This is a genomic window from Rhodococcus sp. 06-462-5 (genome assembly GCF_002258315.1).
In the GTDB taxonomy this organism is placed as follows: Bacteria; Actinomycetota; Actinomycetes; order Mycobacteriales; family Mycobacteriaceae; genus Rhodococcoides.
In genome coordinates, this window is the sequence record NZ_NOYD01000028.1 from 38367 (window position 1) to 63847 (window position 25481).

Annotated in this window: 24 protein-coding genes; 15 read left to right on the forward strand and 9 right to left on the reverse strand. The window is 65.3% G+C overall.

The annotated features are described in order from the left end of the window. The first annotated feature begins 272 nt into the window (after positions 1–272). A complete protein-coding gene (locus CH251_RS14735) occupies positions 273–2765 on the forward strand; it encodes a UvrD-helicase domain-containing protein (protein ID WP_094613798.1) in 2493 nt (830 codons plus the stop codon). A 70-nt stretch (positions 2766–2835) separates the two neighbouring features. On the opposite strand, the gene CH251_RS14740 is transcribed toward CH251_RS14735, so the two are convergent. Next, positions 2836–3858, reverse strand: a complete 1023-nt coding sequence (locus tag CH251_RS14740; protein WP_094613799.1) for a M23 family metallopeptidase — start codon at positions 3856–3858, stop codon at positions 2836–2838. A 240-nt stretch (positions 3859–4098) separates the two neighbouring features. On the opposite strand from CH251_RS14740, the gene CH251_RS14745 reads away from it, so the two are divergent. From CH251_RS14745 to purH, 10 genes are all read left to right on the forward strand, one after another. After that, positions 4099–5964, forward strand: coding sequence for a hypothetical protein (locus CH251_RS14745; protein ID WP_094613800.1), 1866 nt, complete (start codon positions 4099–4101; stop codon positions 5962–5964). A gap of 147 nt (positions 5965–6111) precedes the next feature. Continuing rightward, positions 6112–7275 (forward strand): ADP-forming succinate--CoA ligase subunit beta, encoded by a 1164-nt coding sequence (gene sucC, locus CH251_RS14750; protein WP_032395771.1) that lies wholly within the window; start codon positions 6112–6114, stop codon positions 7273–7275. Between the two features lie 8 nt (positions 7276–7283). Further along, positions 7284–8195, forward strand: coding sequence for a succinate--CoA ligase subunit alpha (gene sucD / locus CH251_RS14755; RefSeq protein ID WP_032381720.1), 912 nt, complete (start codon positions 7284–7286; stop codon positions 8193–8195). A gap of 138 nt (positions 8196–8333) precedes the next feature. Further along, a complete protein-coding gene (locus CH251_RS14760; RefSeq protein ID WP_094613801.1) occupies positions 8334–8675 on the forward strand; it encodes a DUF2200 domain-containing protein in 342 nt (113 codons plus the stop codon). Positions 8676–8752: 77 nt separating this feature from the next. Continuing rightward, positions 8753–9976 carry an acyl-CoA dehydrogenase family protein gene (locus tag CH251_RS14765; RefSeq protein WP_094613802.1) on the forward strand — a complete coding sequence of 408 codons (1224 nt, stop codon included), beginning with the start codon at positions 8753–8755 and terminating at the stop codon, positions 9974–9976. A gap of 108 nt (positions 9977–10084) precedes the next feature. Next, entirely contained in the window at positions 10085–11209 is a 1125-nt protein-coding gene (gene sfnG, locus CH251_RS14770) for a dimethylsulfone monooxygenase SfnG (protein ID WP_094613879.1), read from the forward strand. 94 nt (positions 11210–11303) lie between these two features. After that, positions 11304–12485 (forward strand): DUF5336 domain-containing protein, encoded by a 1182-nt coding sequence (locus CH251_RS14775; protein ID WP_143537867.1) that lies wholly within the window; start codon positions 11304–11306, stop codon positions 12483–12485. Between the two features lie 75 nt (positions 12486–12560). Further along, positions 12561–14003, forward strand: coding sequence for a DUF6350 family protein (locus CH251_RS14780; RefSeq protein WP_094613804.1), 1443 nt, complete (start codon positions 12561–12563; stop codon positions 14001–14003). Between the two features lie 71 nt (positions 14004–14074). Continuing rightward, complete coding sequence (gene purN, locus CH251_RS14785; RefSeq protein WP_306436825.1) at positions 14075–14698, forward strand: phosphoribosylglycinamide formyltransferase; 624 nt, start codon at positions 14075–14077, stop codon at positions 14696–14698. After that, positions 14695–16251, forward strand: a complete 1557-nt coding sequence (gene purH / locus CH251_RS14790) for a bifunctional phosphoribosylaminoimidazolecarboxamide formyltransferase/IMP cyclohydrolase (RefSeq protein WP_094613806.1) — start codon at positions 14695–14697, stop codon at positions 16249–16251. Before purN ends, purH begins: the two co-directional genes overlap by 4 nt. 68 nt (positions 16252–16319) lie before the next feature. On the opposite strand, the gene CH251_RS14795 is transcribed toward purH, so the two are convergent. Beyond that, positions 16320–17183: a DUF559 domain-containing protein gene (locus tag CH251_RS14795; RefSeq protein ID WP_094613807.1), complete on the reverse strand. Its 864-nt coding sequence runs from the start codon at positions 17181–17183 to the stop codon at positions 16320–16322. A 237-nt stretch (positions 17184–17420) separates the two neighbouring features. Between CH251_RS14795 and CH251_RS14800 the strand changes: the two genes are divergently transcribed. Continuing rightward, positions 17421–18806, forward strand: coding sequence for an ATP-binding protein (locus tag CH251_RS14800; RefSeq protein ID WP_094613808.1), 1386 nt, complete (start codon positions 17421–17423; stop codon positions 18804–18806). After that, positions 18806–20752, forward strand: a complete 1947-nt coding sequence (locus CH251_RS14805) for a VWA domain-containing protein (protein ID WP_094613809.1) — start codon at positions 18806–18808, stop codon at positions 20750–20752. Before CH251_RS14800 ends, CH251_RS14805 begins: the two co-directional genes overlap by 1 nt. Here CH251_RS14805 and CH251_RS14810 read toward each other — a convergent pair whose 3' ends face one another. The 7 genes from CH251_RS14810 to rpmB form a co-directional block, all read right to left on the reverse strand. Further along, positions 20753–21325 (reverse strand): DUF1707 domain-containing protein, encoded by a 573-nt coding sequence (locus tag CH251_RS14810; protein WP_094613810.1) that lies wholly within the window; start codon positions 21323–21325, stop codon positions 20753–20755. A gap of 25 nt (positions 21326–21350) precedes the next feature. Further along, positions 21351–21815, reverse strand: a complete 465-nt coding sequence (locus CH251_RS14815; RefSeq protein WP_094613811.1) for a hypothetical protein — start codon at positions 21813–21815, stop codon at positions 21351–21353. Positions 21816–21861: 46 nt separating this feature from the next. Beyond that, positions 21862–22788 carry an AEC family transporter gene (locus CH251_RS14820; protein WP_094613812.1) on the reverse strand — a complete coding sequence of 309 codons (927 nt, stop codon included), beginning with the start codon at positions 22786–22788 and terminating at the stop codon, positions 21862–21864. Positions 22789–22870: 82 nt separating this feature from the next. Continuing rightward, complete coding sequence (gene rpsR, locus CH251_RS14825; protein WP_008719028.1) at positions 22871–23125, reverse strand: 30S ribosomal protein S18; 255 nt, start codon at positions 23123–23125, stop codon at positions 22871–22873. Between the two features lie 16 nt (positions 23126–23141). Further along, a complete protein-coding gene (gene rpsN / locus CH251_RS14830) occupies positions 23142–23447 on the reverse strand; it encodes a 30S ribosomal protein S14 (RefSeq protein ID WP_094613813.1) in 306 nt (101 codons plus the stop codon). Positions 23448–23449: 2 nt separating this feature from the next. Continuing rightward, entirely contained in the window at positions 23450–23620 is a 171-nt protein-coding gene (gene rpmG, locus CH251_RS14835) for a 50S ribosomal protein L33 (protein ID WP_170944568.1), read from the reverse strand. Continuing rightward, the gene (gene rpmB, locus CH251_RS14840; protein ID WP_008719020.1) at positions 23617–23853 is read right to left on the reverse strand and encodes a 50S ribosomal protein L28; all 237 of its coding nucleotides are present in this window, start codon (positions 23851–23853) and stop codon (positions 23617–23619) included. The genes rpmG and rpmB overlap by 4 nt, the downstream gene beginning before the upstream one ends. Before the next feature lie 137 nt (positions 23854–23990). Here rpmB and mrf point away from each other — a divergent pair, with 137 nt between their 5' ends. Both mrf and CH251_RS14850 read left to right on the forward strand, forming a co-directional pair. Next, positions 23991–25223 (forward strand): ribosome hibernation factor-recruiting GTPase MRF, encoded by a 1233-nt coding sequence (mrf, locus tag CH251_RS14845; RefSeq protein WP_094613880.1) that lies wholly within the window; start codon positions 23991–23993, stop codon positions 25221–25223. Next, the gene (locus CH251_RS14850) at positions 25220–25480 is read left to right on the forward strand and encodes a type B 50S ribosomal protein L31 (RefSeq protein WP_094613814.1); all 261 of its coding nucleotides are present in this window, start codon (positions 25220–25222) and stop codon (positions 25478–25480) included. Before mrf ends, CH251_RS14850 begins: the two co-directional genes overlap by 4 nt. Position 25481: the final 1 nt, after the last annotated feature.

Consider the following 25481-nt stretch of genomic DNA (forward strand, 5'->3'; position numbering starts at 1 on the left):
GATCGTTGCGTCGTCCGTCACCGTTACGCCTTTCGTATTCGGAACTGCATCGCCGATCGTTCGGTTCCCGTCCGGAACCGGGGGCGTTGCGTCTATCGACAGGCTCCTGCACGCGTGGCCGAACAGCGGCCGACCCGATGCAAGCGATGACGTACGGTTTTTTCGATCACCGATCCAGTGTGCCACGGGTCAACCCTCCTGAAAAGTCGTCGGTTCGGCCGACGACCACGGGATGTGGGTTTGTCGGTACGCGCCGGTAACCTGACCAGACGATGAACACATTTCTCCAGGGCCTCCAGTCCCGACAGAACACCTCGTCCGACACACTGCTGGAAGGGCTCAATCCTCAGCAGCGTGAGGCCGTCGTGCACACCGGTTCTCCGCTGCTCATCGTGGCCGGAGCCGGGTCGGGCAAGACGGCGGTACTGACGCGTCGCATCGCGTATCTGCTGGCCGAGCGAGGAGTGTCACCCGGCCAGGTTCTGGCCATCACGTTCACCAACAAGGCCGCTGCGGAGATGCGCGAGCGAGTCGCCGGACTCGTGGGGCCGCGAGCGAACGCCATGTGGGTATCGACGTTCCACTCGAGCTGTGTGCGGATTCTGCGCGCGCAGGCTGCGTTGCTGCCCGGTCTGAACTCGAACTTCTCCATCTACGACGCGGACGACTCTCGGCGGCTGCTGACGATGATCTCCAAAGATCTGCAGATCGACACCAAGAAGTTCTCGGCGCGGCTGCTCTCGACGGCGATCTCGAACCTGAAGAACGAGCTGATCGGCCCCGACAAGGCGGCGGAGGACGCCGATGGCGATCCCGCCGAGCTGCCGCGGCTGGTGGCCAAGGTCTACGGCATCTATCAGCAGCGGCTGCGTGCGGCCAACGCCATGGACTTCGACGATCTCATCGGCGAAACGGTGGGCATTCTGCAGGCCTTCCCCCAGGTGGCGCAGTACTACCGACGCCGGTTCCGGCACGTTCTGGTCGATGAGTACCAGGACACCAACCACGCCCAGTACATGTTGGTCCGCGAATTGGTCGGTACCCCCGACGCCGACGGTGCACTCGAGGGCACCGTTGCACCGGGCGAGCTGTGTGTGGTGGGCGACGCGGATCAGTCCATCTACGCATTCCGTGGTGCCACGATCCGCAACATCGAGGAATTCGAGCGCGACTATCCCGACGCGCGCACCATCCTGCTCGAGCAGAACTACCGGTCGACGCAGAACATCCTCTCGGCCGCCAACGCGGTGATCTCGCGCAACATCGGCCGACGCGAGAAGAAGCTGTGGACCGACACCGGCGAGGGCGAGTTGATCGTCGGTTACGTCGCCGACAACGAGCACGACGAGGCGTCGTTCGTGGCCTCGGAGATCGACCGACTCGTCGACGGCGGAGACGTGCGCTTCGACGAGGTGGCGGTCTTCTACCGAACCAACAACTCCTCGCGTGCGCTCGAAGAGATCTTCATCCGACTCGGTCTGCCGTACAAGGTCGTCGGTGGTGTTCGGTTCTACGAGCGCAAGGAAGTACGTGACCTCGTCGCGTACCTACGCGTGCTGTCCAACGAGGACGACACCGTCAGCATGCGACGCATCCTCAACACTCCGCGCCGGGGGATCGGCGACCGTGCCGAGGCCTGCGTCGCCGTGCACGCCGAGCAGCGCGACATCAGCTTCTCGCGCGCATTGCACGACGCGGCCGCGGGCAAGGTGGCGCTGCTCAACTCGCGGCAGCAGAAGTTGATCGCGCAGTTCATGGAGCTGCTCGACGAACTACGCGCCGTACTCACCGCGACCGACGGGGACGGCAACGACATCGCAGACATCGGTGATGTCGTCGAAGCCGTACTCGACCGCACCGGCTACCGCGCCGAACTCGAAGCCAGCAGCGACCCGCAGGACGGTGCGCGCCTGGACAACCTCAACGAACTCGTCAGCGTCGCAAGGGAATTCACCTCCGAGGCGCGCAACCAGGCCGCAGTGGCGGCGGAAGCTCTCGAAACCGGGGACGACGAGAACGGCGACGAGGACGGTGGCGTCGACGGGTTGGCCGAGCCGGGTTCGCTCGCGGCGTTCCTCGAACGGGTCTCGCTGGTGGCCGACACCGATCAGATCCCCGATTCGGGTACCGGCGTCGTCACTCTGATGACGTTGCACACCGCGAAGGGTCTGGAATTTCCGGTGGTCTTCGTGACGGGTTGGGAGGACGGCCAGTTCCCGCACATGCGGGCGCTCGGCGACCCCAACGAACTGTCCGAGGAACGACGCCTGGCGTACGTGGGCATCACCCGTGCGCGGCAGCGGCTCTACCTCACGCGCGCCATCATGCGTTCGGCATGGGGCCAGCCCATCGCCAACCCGGAATCGCGCTTCCTGCAAGAAGTTCCGCAGCACCTGATCGACTGGCGACGCGAGGATCCGGGCACCGGAGGAGGCCGTGCCATCGGCGGCGGCAGATCCGGCGGTTACGGCTCGGGTGGCGGATACGGCTCCAACAGTTACGGCTCGAACAACTACGGCTCGGGTGGCTACGGCGGGTCCTCGAATCGCGGTCAGAGTTCGACTCCCAGTTTCGGTGCTGCCAAGGGCCGTAACTCGAATCTGGTTCTCGCCGTGGGCGATCGCGTCAGCCACGACAAGTACGGCCTGGGCACGGTGCTGGAATCGACCGGTGCCGGAGTCAAGGCGATGGTGTTGATCGACTTCGGTTCGGCAGGCCGCGTGAAGATGATGCTCATCGGCGGAGTCCCGATGACCAAGCTCTGAGTCTTTCGGTGCACGAAAAAGCCGGGCCCTGCGAAAGCGGGGTCCGGCTTGTTGTGCGATGTAGGAGTATTCAGTCCATCTCGGGGCCGAGGGAGATTCCTCGGGACGCGAGCCACGGTAGCGGGTCGATCTTGACCTCGCCCGGAAGGTGGACCTCGAAGTGCAGGTGCGGGCCGGTGGAGAAGCCGCGGTTGCCCATGGTTGCGATCTGATCGCCTGCCATGACGTCCTGGCCGACAGTGACGGTCGAGGTGTCGATGTGGCCGTAGACGGTGATCGTGCCATCGGCGTGCTGCACGCGAACCCACATGCCGAAGCCTGCGGCCGGACCGGAGTCGATCACCTTGCCGTCGGCGACGGCGTAGATCGGTGTTCCGATGGCATTGGCAACGTCGACGCCGGCGTGGAGAACGCCCCAGCGGGTGCCGAAGTTGGAGGTGTAGGTGCCCTGTGCCGGCAGTGCGAACAGGGGCCTGCGGGCAGCGGCTTCGCGTGCGGCACGCTCTTCGCTGAAGCGCTGGCCCTTGGCGAGCAGGTCGTTGAACTGGCTCAGATCCACCGGTGCAGCGATGCTGAGAATCTGCGGTGCCTCCGACGGCGTCGCGCTGGACGAGTCGGCGTCGACCTCGGTCGTCTGCGGCGTGGTGGTGGTCGGGACTGCTGCTGCGGCGGGTGCTTCACCTGCGGCGAGTGCGTACTCGGAGGTGGCGACCGCGGCGGGTGAGTCGTCGTTGACGACGGCCTGGCCTGCCGCGACAACCGCACCTGCGGCGACTGCGAGAACGGCAGCTCGGCCCTTGAGCGCGGTGGGGGGAAGTGGAATGCGATGTGCGCCTCCGCGACGGGCCACGGGGGTGGCGTCTGCGGTGGTGGCGAACGAGGTGACGACGGTCGGTGACTCGTCGGCTGCGATGTACGGAGTCTCGACGAACTCGGCCTCGGCGTACTGGTACGCGGGGTAGGAGTACGCGTCGTACGCGCTGTTGTCGTCGGCAGGTTCGGAGACGGGCTCGTAGCTGTAGACCGTGGTCGCGTCTTCGGCCGTGGGTCGAGAGAACCGGCTGGAAGTGAAGGACGCACGGTGTTGCTGCAAGACCTACAACCTCCGTTATCCGTGACCTGGCCGTTACTGAAAGACTCGGCAGACGGTAACGAAATGATTGCGGGGCGCGCAAGTTAACAGCCCAAACCCGGGGCATATGTGAGATGGCTCACAAGTCGACCAGCGGTTATGTCGTGACGAGCCACATCCGTAATCGGACACGAGAACCCGTGGACGGCACACGGCGACAGTAACGGTTCTCGCACCGATCGAGCCGATACCGTGATCCGAGTGCCCACTCCCACCTTCGACGACTCGTCTGCCCGCGGCTCCGAGCGAGCGGAACCACAACGGATCCGACCCCAGGACGGAGAGTTCGGCCGAGCGGACGATCCGTCGCCCACCCCGCGCGTCGCGCTTGCCGTCGCACTTGCTCTGATCGCTGCGATTGCCGCAGTGGTGGCCCAGCTGATCGGTGTCGTCCGCAGCGCCGACGGCTCGCCGGTGGGTGACGGGGAAGTAGTTGCCGCGATCCTGGCCGGTGCCGTCCCCGTTCTCGTGGTGATCGGAGCCGCGGTGGGGGTGGCGGGCAAACGCGTCGAGCTTGCGGCGGCCCTGCTGGCCGGATTCGGCGCAGTGGCACTCGGATTCACACTGCTCGACGTTGCGCTGTTGTCCGATCCCATCGACGCGAATCGGCTCGAGCTCTTCCGCCCGCTGAGCGCCGCGATGCTCGACGCCACCCCCGGTGCCTACGTTCTGCTCGTCGGTCACGCTGTGTCGGTTCTGGCGGGTGTTGCGGGGTGGTCTGCGGTGCATCGCGCCGGGCTCGGTGACGGGTACGGCCACTCGGTGTATTCCGAGCATGTGGGACGGTCGGCGGCGGGGCGTGTCGGGCCGATGCTCGCGGCGCTGCTCGGCGCGTTCGGTGTACTGGCGGCCGTTGCGGCGTTCGCCTCGCTGTATCGCTCGTCCGATCCCGTGGTGATCGTGACAGCGGTGGTGGAGTCGCCGGTGTTCGTCGCGGTGGGCTCCGGAGTCGTCGGTATCGCGGCACTCGTGGTGGCCGCATCTGCGCTGGCCGCACTGTCGCCGCAGGTCGCCTCGGGCGCATCCGTCGGAGCCGGGCTCGGAGTGCTCGGATTCGCCGGGGTCGGTCTGCTCGCGGGTCTCGGTACCGGTGACCGGGTGGATGCCGGCCTCGGTGCGTATCTGGGAACGGTCGCCGGGCTCGGACTGCTGGTCTGTGGCGCAGTGCTTGCGCCAGTCGCTGCAGCGCGCGACCGTCGAGCGTTGGAGAGAGCGCAGCAGCGCGAGACGGGTGCGCGAGGTGTCCGCGGTGTCGCCGGTCCAGGAACGACGCGGTGGCACGCCGTAGCCGGGAGCGCAGGAGTGTTGTCCGGAGTGCTGTTGGTCGTCGGATCGTTGCTGCCGATTCTGGAGACCGACTCGGGAATCGCCGCGCCACAGATCTTGGCCACTCGCGTGGTGTTGGTCGCCGGATTCGTGATGATTCTGGGTTCGGTGCCGCTGCTGTTCTCCGAGTTCGCCTCGGCTGCTCGGCCGTTCGTGTCGATGTTCTGGCTCGGCGCGGTTGCGGCCGCGGCCGCGGTACTCCAGTCGGTGGTGCTCGCCGAGGACGTGGAGGGGGTGAGCACCGGCGTCGGCGCTCTGGCGATCATCGCGGGCGTCGTCGCCGCGGCAGCCGCCGGAGTGCTGGCACTGTTCGCCGGATCTGCCGAGCGCGACGACGTCGACACGTCCCAGGACGCAGCGACCGACGGCGTGGTGCTCGGCACCGGATTGTTCGGTGCCGTGCTCCTGGCGGTGGGCCTGGCCCTGCCCCTGTATCGCGGCAGCGACCTGACGGCCGCAACGGTCACCGAATTTCCGTGGGGCTGGGACACCTGGGGCCAGATGCTGCTCGCCGTCGGAGTTCTCGTCGCCGCCGTCGTGGCTGCGCGTGCCAGGTCCGCTCGCGGTGCCGTTCTGCTCGCTGCCGCAGCCGTCGCGGGCATCGTGCATCTGTCGTCCTGGCCGCTGACATCCGCTCGCGCCACCGATCCCGAGATGGGACCCGGCGTGCTGCCGTCGGTGGCGGGAATCGTCGTTCTCGCTGTCGCGGCGGCACTTTCGGCCCGCCGCGCAGATCGGTGACGGCCGTTTCAACGAGCCGGTAGCGGTGAGATAGGCCACATAGCATGCATGCGCCCGATACGCCGTCGAGGCACCTGGATAAAGTCCATGCTCAGACCCGCTCACACCCGACGGAGCGGGCGTCAACGTAGACGAGACGGTGAGCTGATGGATCTCTTCGAATACCAGGCGAAGGAATTGTTCGCCAAGCATGGCGTACCCACCTCCGCAGGCCGTGTTACCGACACGGTCGCCGGAGCAACAGAGATTGCCGAAGAAATCGGCAAGCCAGTAATGGTCAAGGCACAGGTCAAGGTCGGCGGCCGCGGCAAGGCCGGTGGCGTCAAGTACTCCAAGGACGTCGCAGCAGCCACCGAGAACGCAGAAGCGATTCTCGGACTCGACATCAAGGGCCATGTCGTCAAGAAGCTTCTCGTTGCAGAAGCGTCCGACATCGCCGAGGAGTACTACATCTCCTTCCTGCTCGATCGCACCAACCGCACCTACCTCGCCATGTGTTCGGTCGAGGGTGGCGTCGAAATCGAGGTGACGGCGGAGGAGAACCCCGACGCACTCGCACGTATCCCGGTCGACGCCGTCAAGGGTGTCGACCTTGCATTTGCTCGTGAAATCGCCGAAAAGGGCAAGCTTCCCGCCGAGGTGCTCGACGCCGCTGCGGTGACCATCCAGAAGCTGTGGGAGGTCTTCATCAACGAAGATGCTCTCCTGGTCGAGGTCAACCCGCTGGTTCGCACCCCGGACGATCAGATCCTCGCCCTCGACGGCAAGGTGACGCTCGACGCCAACGCAGACTTCCGCCAGGCCGGCCACGCCGAGTTCGAGGACAAGGACGCAGCCGATCCCCTCGAGGCCAAGGCCAAGGAGAACGACCTCAACTACGTCAAGCTCGACGGACAGGTCGGCATCATCGGAAACGGTGCCGGACTGGTCATGTCGACCCTCGACGTCGTCGCATACGCGGGCGAGGCACACGGCGGCGTCAAGCCCGCCAACTTCCTCGACATCGGCGGCGGCGCATCGGCCGAGGTCATGGCCGCTGGCCTCGACGTCATCCTCGGTGACGAGCAGGTCAAGAGCGTGTTCGTCAACGTCTTCGGCGGCATCACCGCATGCGACGCAGTGGCCAACGGCATCGTCGGCGCGCTGAAGAAGCTGGGCGACGACGCCAACAAGCCGCTGGTCGTCCGTCTCGACGGCAACAAGGTCGAAGAGGGCCGCAAGATTCTCGCCGACGCCGCGCACCCGCTGGTGACGCTCGCCGGAACCATGGACGAGGGCGCCGACAAGGCCGCCGAGCTGGCAGCGAAGTAGAGGAAAAAATGTCTATCTTTCTGAACAAGGACAACAAGGTCATCGTCCAGGGCATCACCGGCGGCGAAGGCACCAAGCACACCGCCCTGATGCTCAAGGCCGGCACCCAGGTCGTCGGCGGCGTCAACGCACGCAAGGCCGGAACCACGGTCAAGCACGTCGACGCACAGGGCAACGACATCGAATTGCCCGTCTTCGCTTCGGTTTCCGAGGCCATGGAGAAGACCGGAGCCGACGTGTCCATCGCGTTCGTGCCGCCGGCATTCTCCAAGGACGCCATCGTCGAGGCGATCGACGCGGAGATCCCGCTGCTCGTCGTCATCACCGAGGGCATCCCCGTGCAGGACTCCGCGTACGCGTGGGCCTACAACGTGGAGAAGGGCAAGAAGACCCGCATCATCGGCCCGAACTGCCCCGGAATCATCACCCCCGGTGAAGCTCTCGTCGGCATCACGCCCGCGAACATCTCGGGAACCGGCCCCATCGGCCTGGTCTCCAAGAGCGGCACGCTGACCTACCAGATGATGTTCGAGCTCCGTGACTTCGGATTCTCGACGGCCATCGGCATCGGCGGCGACCCCGTCATCGGAACCACCCACATCGACGCCATCGAGGCGTTCGAGGCGGACCCCGACACCAAGGTCATCGTCATGATCGGTGAGATCGGCGGCGACGCCGAAGAGCGCGCAGCCGACTACATCAAGGCCAACGTCACCAAGCCGGTCGTCGGCTACGTCGCAGGCTTCACCGCTCCCGAGGGCAAGACCATGGGCCACGCAGGTGCCATCGTCTCCGGCTCGCTGGGAACGGCGCAGGCGAAGAAGGACGCACTGGAGGCCGCAGGCGTCAAGGTCGGCAAGACGCCGTCCGAGACCGCTGCTCTCGCACGCGAAATCCTGGAATCGCTGTCCGTCAAGTAGCACTCGCTTCTGGAAAAGCCCGCCACCGACATCGGTGGCGGGCTTTTTCGTGCGCCCCCGGCCCCGCGTCAATGGACCACTGCATGCGTCTGAGCGGTGCAATGTCACATTCACGCGGAGGGGTCTAGATTGATCCGCGTGCACAGGATCTTCACCACCGCCTTCAGCTCGGTCTATCCGCATTACGTGACCAAGGCCGAACGCAAAGGTCGGACGAAAGCCGAGGTCGACGAGATCATTCGATGGCTCACCGGTTTCGACCAGTCGGCCCTCGACCGTCATATCCAGGCCGACACGACGTTCGACGACTTCTTCGCGGCCGCCGACCTCAACTCGAACGCGGAACTGATCACCGGAGTCGTCTGCGGCATCCGCGTCGAGAACGTCGAAGACCCACTGATGCAGAAGATCCGCTACCTGGACAAGCTGATCGACGAACTCGCCAAGGGCAAGAAGATGGAGAAGATCTTGCGCGAATGACCTCGGATCCGAGGGTCTTAAAATCATGCTGAATCGAAGTGTGGTCATCGATTCGATGCCGGACTTCACTGATCGTCATGACAACCACCGAGAACCGTGCCCTCACCAAGTCCTGGCCCGACGCCCCCACCACTGCTGCCGGATGGATTTCCCGCGCGGGTGAGGTAGCTCAACTCCTTGCTGTCGATGCCGTCGCTCGCGACAAGGGCCGCGAGATTCCCGCCGCGGAGGTGCAGCTGCTCAAGGATGCCGGTCTCGTCACCCTGCTCGGCCCCGTCGAACACGGTGGCGCAGGCCAGGACTGGCCCACCGCGTACCAGGTCATTCGCACCGTTTCGAAGGCCGACGGTTCCATCGGCCAGCTGCTCGGATACCACCTGCTGTGGTTCTGGGCCGCGCGTCTGGTCGGCACACCCGAGCAGATCGAGGCCGTCGAGGCAGACGCCACGAAGAACAAGTGGTTCTTCGGCGGTGCAGTCAATCCTCGGGACAACGACGTCGCCGTGACCGACGAGGGCGACACCATCGTCTTCGACGGTTCCAAGACCTTCTCCACCGGCAGCCGCGTCTCCGACGTCACCGTGCTCGAAGGAGCACTCGAAGGCAGTACCGATCACGTGTTCGCGATCGTGCCGTCGAACATCGAGGGATTGTCGTTCCACGACGACTGGGACAACATCGGCCAGCGGCAGACCGAGAGCGGCAGCGTCACCGTCGACAAAGTTCGCGTCGACTGGGCCAGTGCAGCCGGCTTCGTGGACAAAGCCTTTCAGCCTCGCGTCTACAACACCCTGAACGTCCCGACCATCCAGTTGGTGTTCGTCAACTTCTACCTCGGGATCGCGAGGGGTGCTCTCGAAGAGGCGGCGTCGTACACCAAAGAGAAGACGCGCGCGTGGCTGCACAGCACCGTGGACAAGGCCGTGGACGAGCCGTACATCATCGACATCTACGGCGATCTGACCTCCAAGCTCTGGGCCGTCGAAGCCCTCGCCGACGCAGTTGCGCTGGAAGGAAAGAAGATTCACGACAACGCCTGGAACGTCACCGCCGAGGAGCGCGGTGAGCACGAGGTTCGGGTCGCCGCAGTCAAGGCTCGCGCTACCGAGGTCTCGCTCGAGATCACCTCGACGGTGTTCGAGGCGCTCGGCGCACGAGCGACGGCCAGCAAGTACGGCTTCGACCGCTTCTGGCGCAACGTGCGCACACACACCCTGCACGATCCGGTCGCGTACAAGCGACGCGAGGTCGGACGCTGGGTTCTCACCGGTGAGCTACCCGAGCCCACCTGGTACTCGTAATCCCCACCTTTCCGGCCCTGATCCGACCCCCGATTTCCGGATGAATGTGCCATTCACGCCGTCCGAGTGCGTGGATGGCACATTGATCCGCTGAAGGATGACGCACACATGAGCACCGAAAAAATCACCGACGCAATCAAATTCGCGTACTGGGTACCCAATGTCTCGGGTGGTCTGGTCACCAGCACCATCGAGCAACGCACCAGCTGGGATTACGAATACAACAAGAAGCTGGCGCAGACGGCCGAGAACAACGGCTTCGAGTACGCGCTCAGTCAGGTTCGATACGAGGCCAGCTACGGAGCCGAGTTCCAGCACGAATCCACCAGCTTCTCGCTCGCGCTGCTGCTGGCCACCGAGCGGCTGAAAGTCATTGCCGCCGTGCACCCCGGGCTGTGGCAGCCGGCGGTCCTGGCCAAGCTCGGTGCCACTGCCGATCACCTCTCGAACGGCCGTTTCGCAGTCAACGTCGTCAGTGGCTGGTTCAAGGACGAGTTCACCCACCTTGGTGAACCGTGGCTCGAGCACGACGAAAGATACCGTCGCAGTGCAGAATTCCTGCAGGTGCTGCGCAAGATCTGGACCGAGGACGACGTCGACTTCCGCGGTGACTTCTACCGGATCCACGACTTCACCCTCAAGCCCAAGCCACTGAACACTCCCGATCGGCCGAACCCCGAACTGTTCCAGGGCGGCAATTCGTCTGCAGCACAGGAGAATGCCGGACGTTACTCGGACTGGTACTTCAGCAACGGCAAGGATTTCGACGGCGTCACCGAGCAACTCGACAACCTCCGACGCGTTGCACGAGATCACCGGCGTGAGGTGAAGTTCGGGCTCAACGGCTTCATCATCGCGCGAGACAGCGAGAAGGAAGCCCGAGACACATTGCGCGAGATCATCGAGAAGGCGAACAAGCCCGCTGTCGAGGGTTTCAAGGGAGCGGTGCAACAGGCGGGCAACTCGACGGGCGACAAGAAGGGAATGTGGGCCGATTCGACGTTCGAGGACCTCGTTCAGTACAACGACGGCTTCAAGACCCAATTGATCGGCACCCCGGAGCAGGTAGCCGAGCGCATCGTCGCCTACCGTCGCCGCGGCGTCGACCTGATTCTCGGGGGCTTCCTGCACTTCCAGGAAGAGATCGAGTACTTCGGGGCCAAGGTCCTGCCGCTGGTTCGGGAGCTCGAGGCCGCCGAATCGACCGACCACGAGCTGGTTGCTTCGCGCTGACCTGGAGTTCCTCGAGCGGTCGGGTCCGTGCAGTAGCGTGAGTTCTCGGACCCGACCGACCTGGGGTACGGACAATCTCAGATGAGGAGACGCGATGACCTACTCGCCCGGCAGCCCTGAAACAGGGGGCTCCAACTCTGGTGGCTACGGCGGTGGTGGACCGTCCTACGGCCCGTCGTCCTCGCCGAATCAGCCGTCGTCCAACCCGCAAGGTCATCCAGGCCAGAACCAGCCGTTTCACCAGCCGTCGGTGTCCAATCCCTTCGGCCCTCCGGTCCCCGGTACCTCGGCACCGAACCCGGCTTCCGCTGCATCGCAGTCGAAGTCACCCGGATCGGCGCTGTCGAACCTGCCGAAGATTCTCACGTTCGTGATCCTCGGGCTCGGCATCGTCACCTTCCTGCTCGGACTGCTCGACCTGGTCACCGCCGAGGTCACCTCGTCTCAGGAACTGCCGAGCAGCATCCAGACGTCGTTCAGCACCACGTTCTTCGCGTCCGGTGGTAGCGCGGTGTCGATTGCTCTACTGCTGGCTGCGGGCTTGGTCGCGGGTGCTTCGCTGCTGCAGAAGGACGCCAGGAATCAGGCCGTGGTGGCTGCCCTGGCGATCGCCGGTTGGCTGGTGCTGGTCTTCCAGTCGTTCAGCCTGCCCAGCGCAGAGGGCAACGAGTTCGCCAGCACCACCAGCTCGCTGGGTATCGGTGCGATCCTGGTGCTCGTCCTGGGCTTCGTTCAGGCGGCCGCCGCAGTGGTGGCACTGCTGCTCGATGCCGGCATCGTCAAGGCTCCGGCTCCCAAGCCTGCGGGCTACGGCAATCAGAACCAGCAGCCCGGATACGGCCAGCAGAACCCGTACAACGCGCCGACGACATCGTTCGGTGGACCGTCGCAGCCGCAGAACTACGGCAATCCGCCGTCGTACGGTCAGCCCCAGGGAACCTCGTCCAACTTCGGTCAAGGCCTCAGCGGTCAAGCACCGAGCGGGCAGTCGTCGGGGCAGCATTCCTACAGCCCGGGTGGCCAGCCGCCGTACGGACAGTCCGCCCCCAACACCCCGTCGCCCCAGGGTGGCTACGCACCACCGCCGTACACCGGTCCCAGCGGCCCGGCCGCGGGGCAGGCCTACCCGCCGAACCAGTACGGCCGGCCGTCCGGATACGGCCAGCCCCCGGCCAAGTCGGACGAGCCCGAACCGGGCGAACAGTCGACTCCGTACGGCGCGCCCACCCAGTCGTTCGGTGCCACTCCCGCCGAGGATGAGAACAAGCGCGACTGATTCATTGCTTCATCACAGTTCGCTTCGCGGCGCGCCTGACCGGCGCGCCGCGAAGATGATGCGACTCTCGTTGCGATGAGCGATCTATTGAACCGAGAGACGCGACGCGCGGCCGCCCGGGCTCCCCGCGCGGGTACCGGACCGACGCCCGATCAGTCGCGCATGCTCGCCGCAGTGGCCTTCAAGACCTCCGGGCTGGTCGTGGTGATCGCGACGACTCTGGCTCTGATCACCCTCGTCTCGGTCAACAGCGACCTCACCGGAACCCTCGGGGCGATCGCCGGGTCGTGGTTCGCCGCCCACCTGGTACCCCTGAGCATCGGCGGGACGTCCCTCGGAGTCGCACCGCTCCTGCCGACATTGGTCATCGGCTGGTCCGTCGCCCGTACCGTCCACCACGCCGTGGACTCCGACACCGACCGCCGCATGGTTCGGTGGGTGTTCGCGGCATCGATGGCCGGCCCACTCGCCGTCACTGCCATCGCCCTGGCCGTCGCCAAGGACGCGTCCACCGTCATCGGACTGTCCAGCCCCAACGCACTCGTCGCCTTCTCCTGGGTCGCAGGCGTGCACGCGGCCGCATCCGGCACCGGCTTGATTCTCGCGCGCTGGGACTCACTGGTGATCCGCCGCGGACTCCCGGACTGGGTGCGCGCGCTCGTTGCGCCCTTCGTGCGCGCGATGTCGATCCTTGCCGCAGGCGGCGCGGCCGTCGTACTGCTGGCCCTGCTCGCCTCATGGGAGACCGCGGGCGCGCTGGTCGAGAGCGGGCGCGATGTCGTCGGCATGCTCGGGTTGACCGTGGTGTCGGTGCTCTACCTTCCCAACGTCGTGATCGGTGCCCTCGCGGTGGCCACCGGTTCCACTGCCGGGTTCGGCGAGGCGTCTGTCAGCCTGTTCTCCACCACGGGAGGTCCGCTCCCGCCGCTGCCGATCCTCGCCGTCCTCCCCGAAGGACCGGCCCAGACGATCTGGGTCGTGATGCTCGTCGTCCCGATCGGTGCCGGACTGCTGCTCGGCCGTGACTGCGCCATCCGCAGCGCCGACATCCAGGTCGCTGTGTCGTCCGTGTGGATCGTCGCGGCTGCAACCGGCGTGCTCGCAGCGCTGTTCGGCTACGCCGCAGGCGGCAACCTCGGCACCTTCGGCACCGTCGAAGTCACCGTGTGGAGCTTCGGGCTGCTGACATTCGCGTGGCTGGCCGTCGTCGGGTCCGCCTCCGCAGCCTTCGTCGTGTGGCGACGAGCAGAACCCGAGCCGGTCCAGGACGAGCCCGCTCCGACTCCTGTACCCGCGGCGGCCGAGTTGGCGATCGAGGCCGCCCCAGCCGAGTCCGAGGACGACGAACAGGTCGAGGAGGTCGTCGAGGCGGAGGTCGTGGACGAGGCGGTGGACGATGTCCCGGCCGAGATGCCCCCGGCCGAAGAACCGGACGCACCCGTCGAGGCCGCTACCGACGAACCGTTGGACGCCGAGGTCGTCGCGCCGCCCGGAGACCAGGACGGACCTGCCCGGTAGGGCTCGGAGGCGCAGCGACTAGGCTTTCCGCTGGCTCGAACGATCCGCCTCGATAATTCAGGAGTAGTGCGCTGACTGCCTTGCGTGAGACACCCGCGCGGGTCGTCGTCCTCGCATCGGGGACCGGCTCGCTCCTGCAGTCGCTCATAGCCGCGACTGCCACCGAGAACTATCCAGCCCGCATCGTCGCCGTCGGAGTCGATCGCGACTGCGACGCGGCCCGCCGTGCCGACGAGGCCGGAATCGCGAACTTCCGAATCGGGCTGAAGGACCATGCCGATCGGGCCCAGTGGGACATCGCACTCACCGAAGCCGTCCTGGGTCACCGGCCCGACCTGATCGTCACCGCCGGGTTCATGAAGATCCTCGGCCCGCAGTTCCTCGATGCTTTCGACGGACGCATCGTCAACACCCACCCCGCGCTGCTGCCGTCGTTCCCCGGCGCACATGCCGTGCGGGATGCACTCGACCACGGCGTCAAACTGACCGGTTCGACGGTTCATCTGGTCGATTCCGGCGTCGACACCGGGCCGATCCTCGCGCAGGAAGCCGTACCGGTTCTCGACGGCGACGACGAATCTGCGTTGCACGAACGCATCAAGACTGTGGAGCGACGGTTGCTGGTCGACGTGATCGCAGCCGTGGCCGCCAAAGGTGTCACCTCCGATGGACGAAAGGCTCAGATAATCCGATGAGTGAACGTAAAGCAGTGCGCCGCGCGCTGGTCAGCGTCTACGACAAGACCGGACTGATCGAACTGGCGACCGGCTTGCACAGCGCAGGCGTCGCTCTTGTGTCCACCGGATCGACGGCGAGCAAGATCGCCGACGCCGGAATCCCGGTCACCAAGGTCGAGGACCTCACCGGATTTCCCGAGACCCTCGAGGGGCGCGTCAAGACGCTCCACCCTCGGGTGCACGCAGGCGTGCTCGCCGACACCCGTAAGCCCGAGCATCTTTCGCAGCTCGAGGAACTGGGCATCGAAGCGTTCGAGCTCGTCGTGGTGAACCTCTACCCGTTCACCGAGACCGTTGCCAGCGGGGCGACGCCGGACGAATGCGTCGAGCAGATCGACATCGGCGGACCGTCGATGGTGCGCGCCGCGGCCAAGAATCATCCGTCGGTGGCCGTCGTCGTCGACCCGGCTCGCTACGAGGACGTGCTCACGGCCGTCTCCGGTGGCGGATTCACCCTCGCCGAGCGTACGTCGCTTGCGGCACAGGCCTTTCAGCACACGGCTGCCTACGACGTCGCGGTGGCATCGTGGATGAGCAACGTACTGACTCCCGACACCGAGACGGTGTTCCCGGAATGGATCGGCGGCACCTGGGACCGCTCGGCCGTGCTCCGCTACGGCGAGAACCCGCATCAGAAGGCGGCCCTGTATGTCGACTCGTCCGCTGCCGCAGGTATCGCGCAGGCCGAGCAGTTGCACGGTAAAGAGATGTCGTACAACAACTTCACCGATTCCGATGCGGCCTGGCGCGCGGCGTTCGATCACGCCGAGCCCACCGTCGCCATCATCAAGCACGCCAATCCGTGCGGTATCGCCGTCGGCGAGGACATCGCCGAGGCACATCGCAAGGCCCACGCCTGCGATCCGGTGAGCGCGTACGGCGGCGTCATCGCAGCCAACCGTGAGGTCACCGTCGAGATGGCCGAGCAGGTGGCCGAGATCTTCACCGAGGTCATCATCGCGCCGTCCTACGCCGACGGTGCACTCGGAGTGTTGCAGCGCAAGAAGAACATTCGCGTCCTGCTCGCGGTCGCACCACCCACCTCGGGCGTCGAACTCAAGCCCATCTCCGGCGGCGCACTGCTGCAGCAGCGGGACGTGCTCGACGCGGACGGCGACAACCCGGCCAACTGGACTCTCGCCGCCGGCGAACCCGCCGACGAGCAGACCTTGAAGGATCTCGAATTCGCCTGGCGTGCAGGCAGGGCCGTGAAGTCCAACGCAATTCTGCTCGCCCACGACGGTGCGTCCGTCGGCGTCGGAATGGGCCAGGTCAACCGCGTCGACGCCGCCCACCTCGCCGTGCAGCGAGCCGGGGATCGCGTCGTCGGTTCGGTCGCGTCCTCGGATGCGTTCTTCCCGTTCCCCGACGGCCTCCAGGTCCTCATGAGCGCAGGCGTCAAAGCCGTTGTGCAGCCAGGTGGTTCGGTACGCGACAACGAAGTGATCGCCGCGGCACAGGACGCGGGAGTGACGCTGTATCTGACGGGTTCGCGGCACTTCGCTCACTGATACCGTCCCGCCGAGCTCGAAGTTATGGACGGATTTCGCCGCAAATCCATCCATAACTTCGAGCTCGGCTAGACCTCGGCCCCGGCAGCGCGCAGTTTGTCGCGAACTCGCGCTGCGACTCCCCACGGATCGGTGCGCAATTGCATCGCGCTCACTCGGATCACCGTCCAGCCGAGTGATTCGAGGAGGTGCTGGCGCTCGATGTCCCAGGCCCGTTGCCTTTCGTCGGACCAGTGCTGCTCGCCGTCGTACTCCACCGCCACCTTCCACCGTGCCCAGCCGATGTCGATGCGGGCGAACGCCCTTCCGTCCGGACCCACCACCTCGATCTGAGTTTGCGGGCGAGGTAGGCCCGCTTCCATGAGAGCCAGTCTGGTGTGTGTCTCCTGTGGTGATTCCGCGCCAGCGTCGACCACAGCCAGCACGGCTCTGAGTTGAACGATGCCGCGGGCACCTCGATGGTTCTCGGCAAGCCGGGTGATGTCGTGAACGCCCACCCCGGTCGCACGACACAATGCATCCAGCCGTGCCACGGCGGTTCCGAACGGCCTGCGTCGGCCCAGATCGTAGGCAGTTCGGGCGACGGTGGTGACGACCAAGCCGTCGACAGTCTCGATTTCTTCCGGCAGCAACTCGTCGAAGCCGATCCGGAGGCCGTCGAACTTCCGTCTGTGTTCGGCCCAGATGAGCTCGGCATCGTGGTCGGCAGAGATCCAGCCCGATCCGTGCACCGCCGCGGCGCTCAGGCCTGACACCACTGCTCGTCCGCGGGAATACAACCAAGCCGCTCTTGCTCTGGTGGGCGCGTCCAGTTCGCAACCCGGGTCGATGTAGACGTCACGATAGATTCGACGAAAGTGCTGCCGGAGCTGCTGGCGCGTGACCATCCCGTTTGCCATTGCTTCGGATCCGACGAACGGTGCGCTGTCCATCCATGCACAGTGGCATCGGATTCAGGCGAATAGTGGGCCGAGCGCTGGCTGTGGATGAACAAAATAGTTGTCCACAGTTATGCCGCTGTGATCAATATCGGGCCGAGATGTGTATCGGCTGCCGAGCTCGAAGTTGTGGACGGAATTTGCCCGAATTTCGTCCACAACTTCGAGTTCGCGAGGACGGGAACATCGCTCTCGATGGCAGCATCGGCCAAACGCTCGTAGCGTGGAGAAGTGACCTCTACCAAACCTGGCATCTCCACTCTCGGCGAACTCAAGGCATCCGGACATCGGCAGCGGTCGATCAAGGAAGAGCTGCGGGAAAATCTTCTGAAGGCATTGCGTGACGGCACCGATCCGTGGCCGGGGATCGTCGGATTCGGCTCGACGGTGTTGCCGCAGTTCGAGCGCGCGATTCTGGCCGGTCACGACGTGGTGCTGCTCGGCGAGCGCGGGCAGGGCAAGACGCGGCTGCTGCGCACCCTGAATCTGCTGCTCGACGAGTGGGTGCCGGTGATCGCCGGAGCCGAACTCGGGGAGCATCCGTACGAGCCGATCACCCCAGCCAGCATCAGGAAAGCGAAGGAACTCGGCGACGACCTGCCCGTCGAGTGGCGGCATCGCAGCGAGCGGTACGCCGAGAAGCTCGCGACCCCGGATACCTCGGTGGCCGACCTCGTCGGCGACGTCGATCCCGTCAAGGTGGCGGAGGGCCGCAGCCTCGGCGATCCCGAGACCATTCACTTCGGGCTCGTTCCGCGCAGCCATCGCGGCATCGTGGCGATCAACGAGCTCCCCGACCTCGCCGAGCGCATTCAGGTGTCGCTGCTCAACGTCATGGAGGAGCGCGACATCCAGGTCCGCGGCTACACCCTGCGTCTGCCGCTGGACGTGATGCTGGTGGCGAGCGCGAACCCCGAGGATTACACCAATCGCGGACGCATCATCACCCCGCTCAAGGACCGTTTCGGCGCGGAGATCAGGACGCACTACCCCCTCGAGCTCGACGCCGAGGTGGCCGTCATCGACCAGGAAGCGGAGCTGCAGGCCACCGTTCCCACTTATCTGCTCGAGGTGCTGGCTCGATTCACCCGACTGCTGCGCGAGTCGCCGTCGGTGGATCAGCGGTCCGGCGTCTCTGCTCGCTTCGCCATAGCAGCGGCCGAAACCATCGCTGCCGCAGCCGTTCACCGGGCAGCGATACTCGGAGAGGCCGAGCCCGTGGCCCGGCCGGTCGACCTCGGCACCATCATCGAGGTGCTCCGCGGCAAGGTCGAATTCGAGTCGGGTGAGGAAGGCCGCGAAATCGAAGTCCTCGAGCACATGTTGCGCCGGGCGACTGCCGATACCGTCCGAGCCCACCTCGGCGGCATCAACCTCGCCGCTCTGGTGACGGCGATCGAGACGGGCGAGCCCATCGTCACCGGCGATCGCATCACCGCCAAGGCGTTGCTCGACGAGCTTCCCGACGTCGAGGTCATCGGCGACATCCACGAGCGGCTCAACGCCACCTCGGACGGCGAGAAGGCCGCCGCGGTCGAACTCGCACTCGAGGGTCTCTACCTCGCGCGCCGGATCTCCAAGGACCCCGACGACGACGGTCAGACGGTGTACAGCTGATGCGTCGCTCCAGATACGGGCGGTATCACGACGGGCCGGATCCCCTTGCGCCACCGGTGGATCTGCGCGAAGCGCTCGACGCCATCGGCGAGGACGTGCTCGAGGGCGCGTCGCCGCGTCGGGCATTGCAGGAGATGCTGCGACGCGGGACGAAGAACATGCGTGGGCTCGACGACCTGGCAGCCCAAGCCGCGAAGCGTCGACGAGATCTGTTGAAGAAGAACAACCTCGACGGCACGTTGCAGGAAGTGCGTGAGCTGCTGGACAAGGCGGTACTCGAGGAACGTAAGGCACTTGCACGTGCCCTCGATGACGACGCACGGTTCCAGGAGATGCAGATCGGTGACCTGTCACCGTCCACTGCCCAAGCGGTGCAGGAGCTTTCGGACTACGACTGGCGCTCGTCGGAGGCTCGCGAGAACTACGAGAAGATCAAGGATCTGCTCGGACGCGAGATGCTGGACCAGCGTTTCGCGGGCATGAAGCAGGCCCTCGAAGGTGCAACCGACGAGGACCGTCAGGCCATCAGCGAGATGCTGGAAGACCTCAACGAGTTGCTCGACGCCCACAACAAGGGTGAGGACACCGGCGAGCAGTTCGAGCAGTTCATGGACAAGCACGGTCAGCATTTTCCGGAGAATCCGAAGAATGTCGACGAACTGTTGGACTCCCTCGCTCAACGTGCAGCGGCCGCCCAGCGGCTTCGCAATTCGCTCAGTCCCGAGCAGCGGGCCGAGCTCGATGCGTTGGCGCAGCAGGCCTTCGGTGACTCGAATCTGCTGAGCCAGCTCGATCAGCTCGATCAGAATCTGCAGCAGGCCCGGCCCGGTGAGGACTGGGACGGCTCGCAGAACTTCCGCGGCGAGAACGGGATGGGACTCGGCGACGGCACGGGTGCGCTTCAGGACATCGCAGACCTCGAGAACCTGGGCAATCAGCTCTCGCAGCAGTACAACGGGGCTGCCCTGGACGACATCGACGCCGACGCGTTGCTGAAGCAACTGGGGCCGGAGGCCGCGGCCGATGCGCGGATGCTCGCCGAGCTCGAAAAGGCGCTGCAGCAGCAGGGTTTCATGGACAAGGGTGCCGACGGCCAATGGCGTTTGTCACCGAAGGCGATGCGGCAGTTGGGGCAGTCGGCGCTGAAGGATGTCGCCGGAAAGCTGTCCCGACGCGGCGGCGAGCGAGACACCCGCAAGGCGGGCGCGATGGGAGAGCCCACCGGTGCGTCGCGGGCCTGGGAGTTCGGTGACACCGAGCCGTGGGACGTCACCCGCACGGTCAACAATGCGGTACTGCGCTCGGCGGCAACAGGATCTGGCTTTCCGGTGCAGTTGCAGGTGACCGATGTCGAGATCAGCGAGACCGAGACGCGAACGCAGGCCGCCGTGGCGCTGCTCGTCGACACGTCGTTCTCGATGGTGATGGACGGCCGTTGGGTGCCGATGAAGCGCACAGCACTCGCGCTGAATCACTTGGTGAGCACCCGATTCCGCGGAGACGATCTGCAACTCATCGGATTCGGCAGGCACGCACAGACATTGACGGCCTCCGAGTTGGCCGGGCTGGACGGTGCGTACGACCAGGGCACCAATCTGCACCACGCGCTGATGCTTGCGGTGCGGCATCTGCGACGTCATCCCAACGCGCAACCGGTGGTGTTGATCGTGACCGACGGTGAGCCGACGGCGCATCTGGAGCCCGACGGCCATGCGTATTTCGATTACCCACCGTCGTCGAAGACGCTCGGGCTGACCGTGCGTGAACTCGACACCGTCGCGAAACTCGGTGCGCAGGTGACGATCTTCCGGCTCGGCGACGATCCAGGCCTCGCGCGGGTGGTCGACAAGATGGCCGAGCGGGTGGGCGGACGCGTCATCGCGCCGGATCTCGACGGACTCGGAGCAGCGGTGGTGACCGACTACCTCAAGCGTCGGCGATCGTAGTTACTTCTCCGCTGCCTTGATCTCTACCGACACTCCGCCCCAGAAGGCGAAACCGGTGATGATCACGCGCGGCGCACCGGGGTGCGTCGCGCTGACGTGCTCGAAGCCGCCCATGATGCCCATGCCGCGGACTTCGACGCTCACTCCGGGCGGCACCGTGACCTCGATGCCGCCCATGATGGCGACGCAGTTGATGGTGGTTTCCTCGGAGGTGAACGACGCGCGGCGTAGGTCGAGTTCGATTCCGCCCCAGAATGCGAACGCGTCGATCCGCCCCGCCGGGGTCCACTCTCCTTTGCGCACGGCACCACTCATGATGGCGATCACGCGGTCGTTCGCGGAGCCACCGGAGGGTGCAGGGGCCGGAGGCGGAGACAGGACGAGGTCGCCGGTCAGCACGTCGAGTTCGCCGTAGGTCTTCGCCTGGTACACCGCGGCGGTGCGCTCGTCGTATTCGCTCACGGTCAGTTGGCCGTTGGCGAAAGCGTCGCTCAGCAACTGCGCGACGAGGTTCCTGTCCGCATCGGCTGCGCGAACCTGGCTTCGATCTCGTTCGGGGAGATGATCGCTCACCGATCGGACCCTACCTTTTGGAAGGTCAGGCCGCATTCAGGATCGTGCGGCTCCCCAGCGGTGAAGCAAGGGTCATCTGCATGGTGGCGTAGACGGCAACCATGATGCAGGACTTGTCCGCAGCGTCGGGCCGGGTTCCGGTACGCAGCTCGATGGTGACCGTGGTGTCGGTCTCGGTCACCGTTGCGTCGGCCCCGTAGCACTCGGGAGTGCCGGTGACGAAGTGGACCGCGATGGTGTTGGGGGAAATCTGGCTCCACGACTCGAATGGAGTGGTGGTGGCACGGATCAGATCGGCGGTCGGCTCGAACATCGTGCCGACGTCGCCGACGGGCACCTCGTGCGGAACCGGAGGTGCGCTGGGTTGCTGGGCGAACCCCACAGGGGTGGTGGATCCGACTGTCGGGGTTGTGTCCTCGTCGCCACCGGAGGCGGTGCTGCAGCCGACCAGCAGCAGGCACAACATGACACCTGCAGCGAGAAACCTCATGAATCCAACGTAGCGCTGGGAGCTGAGGAGAACCTTTGTGTTCGGCTCATGCGAGGAAGACCGTCACGAGCGCTATGACGGGGATCGAGACGAGCGTGGTCACGAACGCGGTGTCTCGGGCGAGCACCACCCCGCGCTGGTAGCGGCTGGCGAAGACGAACACGTTCTGGGCTGTGGGCAGCGCCGAGACGACGACGATGGCGAACAGATCGTGGCCGTCCAGACCGAAGACGAACTTGGCCATGAGGTAGCCCAGGAGGGGCTGGAGTGCCATCTTGAACACCGTGGCCAGAGCAACGTCCCGACGTGGACTGATGCCCTTCTGCAGTACCCGGGCACCGTAGAGGGACAGGCCGAAGGCGAGCAGCGCACCGGGGACCGATGCATTCCCGACGAGTTGGAATGGCTGCATCAATGCCTCGGGCAGCTCGAATCCGGTGATCGACAGCACCAGTCCCGCTGCGCCGGCCAGCACGATCGGGTTCCGGAACGGCGTGGTGACGGTCTTGAACAGGGAAACCTTGTCGATCTTGGTGGAGATGTCGAGAATCGTCACCGCGATCGGGGTGTAGATCATGATCTGGAACAGCAGCAGGGGAGCAACGAAGTTCGCGTCGCCGAGTACGAACACGGCGATCGGGATGCCCAGGTTGGCGGCGTTGACGTACGAACTCGCGAGTGCGCCGACGGTCGCGTCGGGCACGGTCCGTTTCAGCGCGAGCTTGGCTATGACGAAATAGATCGCTCCGACGAGCAGAGCCGTGGAGCCGGCGACGGCCAATACGGGCGAGAGGATGACCGACAGGTCCGAGTTCGCCAATGTGACGAACAGCAATGCAGGGGTCGCTACGAAGAACACGAGTCTGCTCAGGACGAACTGGCCGTGTTCGCCGAGCACCTTCAAGTGGGCTAGGAGGTACCCCAGAGCGATGACGACGAAGATGACGGTGAAGCCTTCTAGAACGCCGGACATCTACGAACTGCTCATCTCTTGCTAGGCAACGACAGAAAGGCCACGTAGCCGGATGGCTACGTGGCCTTTCTCGAAAGCTGATTCAGCGGCTGGTGAACGGCAGCAACGCCATTTCACGAGCGTTCTTCACTGCGACAGCGACCTGGCGCTGTTGCTGCGGGGTGAGCCCGGTGACCCGACGGCTGCGGATCTTGCCGCGGTCCGAGATGAACTGACGAAGGAGGTTGATGTCCTTGTAGTCCACCGTGGTGACCTTGGCGGCGTTCAACGGGTTCTTCTTCGGTCGACGGCCTGCCTCTGCGCGGACCTTCTTCGACGGTGCTCTCTTGACTGCCATCTGAAACCTTTTCCCTTTACCAGCTCGACTTGTGGACGCCTGGCAGTTCCCCGCGGTGAGCCATCTCGCGCATTTTCACGCGGGACAGCCCGAATTTCCGAAGGTAACCGCGCGGACGTCCATCCGCAGCGTCACGATTGCGTAATCGTACCGGACTCGAATCGCGCGGCAGACGCTGCAGTGCTGCTTGGGCCTGCGCGCGCTCGGAGTCGCTGCTCGAGGGCTTGCGGATGGTCTCTTTGAGCTCTGCTCGACGCGTTGCCCACCGGGCGACGACGATCTTGCGTTGCTCGTTCTTCGCGATCTTCGACTTCTTCGCCACTTCTATCGTTCCTCTCGGAAGTCGACGTGCTTGCGGACGACCGGGTCGTATTTCTTCATCACCAGTCGGTCGGGGTCGTTGCGACGGTTCTTGCGGGTGACGTAGGTGTAGCCGGTACCGGCGGTCGACTTCAGCTTGACGATCGGACGGACGTCCGTGCTCTTGCCCATCAGATCTTCTCCCCGCGTGCGCGCAGTTTCGCCACCACGGCGTCGATGCCGTCGCGGTCGATGGTCTTGATGCCCTTGGCCGAGAGGGTGAGGGTGACGCGTCGGCCGAGGCTCGGCGCGTAGTAGGTCTTGCGCTGGATGTTGGGATCCCATCTCCGACTGGTGCGCACGTGGGAGTGCGAGACCGATTTTCCGAATCCGGGGGTGCGGCCGGTGACTTGACAGTGCGCTGACATGAGCACTCCTTTCTTGCCGTTATGACAATCGTTTTCGACAAAGCGTGTTCACGAATGTAGCGTGCATTCACAAGTAATGACAATCGTTGTCGAGAAGGAGGCTGCTCGTGAACAACTCACCGGACGATCGAACCCCGATGGTCCTCGTCTCCGGCTGGACCGGAGCCATGGACGCAGTCGTGACATCTTTGCTCGCGCCGGGGACCGTCGCGGTCCGCCACGATCTGAGCCGCGTCACCGAAGGCGTCGTGCGCCGCACGCTCACCGTGCTGGGGGAGAACCCGCGCGAGACCATTCTGGAGCTGGCGCACGGCTGCGTCTCGTGCACGCTTCGGGAGGATCTACTGCCGCTGTTGCGCGCGCTGTCCACCCGCAGCAACGTCGATCGCATCGTGCTCGCCATGGACCCCGCGCTCGAGCCCGAGGCTCTGTGCTGGGCCGTGGACAACGTCGTCGTCGCGGGTGTCGTCGGGCGGATCGACGGCCCCGCCTCGCGTGACGTCCGCATCGAGGCGGTGGTCGACTGCCTCGACGCCGCAACCTGGCTGGCCGACGCCACCGGCGACGACGCCATGGCCGACCGAGGCATCGTCGCCAGTGGCGACGACGATCGAACCGTCGCGCAATTGGTGGTCGGGCAGGTCGACTACGCCGATGCGCTCGTTGTCACTGCAGGCCCCGACGTGGACGCGTGGGAGCGCGCCCGGCTCGCTGCCGTCCTGGCACGGTTGGCACCGAACGCTCCCGTCGTATGGGTGTCCCAGGACGCAATGGTCGACGCCCCAGCACTTCTCGCGAGTGTCCCTGCAGATGCCCGACGCGGTGCGATCAGCGATGCGCACTCACCGCTGCTGCGTGGCCAGCCGCCGTTGACTGTCGACTGCGGCGTCACCCTGGTCGAATTCACCGCGACGCGGCCGTTCCATCCCGAGCGGTTCCACGAGGCGATCGACGTACTGCTCGATGGCGTCGTCACTGCACGGGGGCGGGCGTGGGTGGCCACTCAGCCCGACGAGGCGCTCTGGATCGAATCGGCAGGCGGCGGGCTGCGGGTGGCGAGCGCCGGAAAATGGCTTGCCGCAATGACACCGGAGCAGCAGGAGCGCGTCGACGCCACCCGTCGGGCAATGGCGGCGCTGCGGTGGGACGAGAAGTTCGGTGATCGAGACACGTCGCTGGTGATCCTCGTCCACGAGGCCGACCCCACCGAGATCGACCGAACTCTGCAGTGGGCGTTGGTATCCGACGACGAAATGACAGACACTGCGGCCTGGTCCACCTGGAACGACCCATTCGGTCAGTGGCACGAAGACCCCTGCGAGAGCAGCGAATCCCCGTACGCAGAACAATCACGAGAGGCAACAGAATGAAACCAGGCATCCACCCGGACTACCACCCGGTCGTGTTCCAGGACTCGAGTACCGGCAACAAGTTCCTCACCCGATCCACCGTCACGTCAGCCCGCGAGACCGAGTGGAAAGATGGCAACACCTACCCGCTGATCGTCGTCGACGTCTCGTCGGAATCGCACCCCTTCTGGACCGGAGCCGCCCGCGTGATGGACACCCAGGGACGCGTCGAGAAGTTCGAGAAGCGATACGGCCGGCGAAGCCGAAAGGACGCCTGAA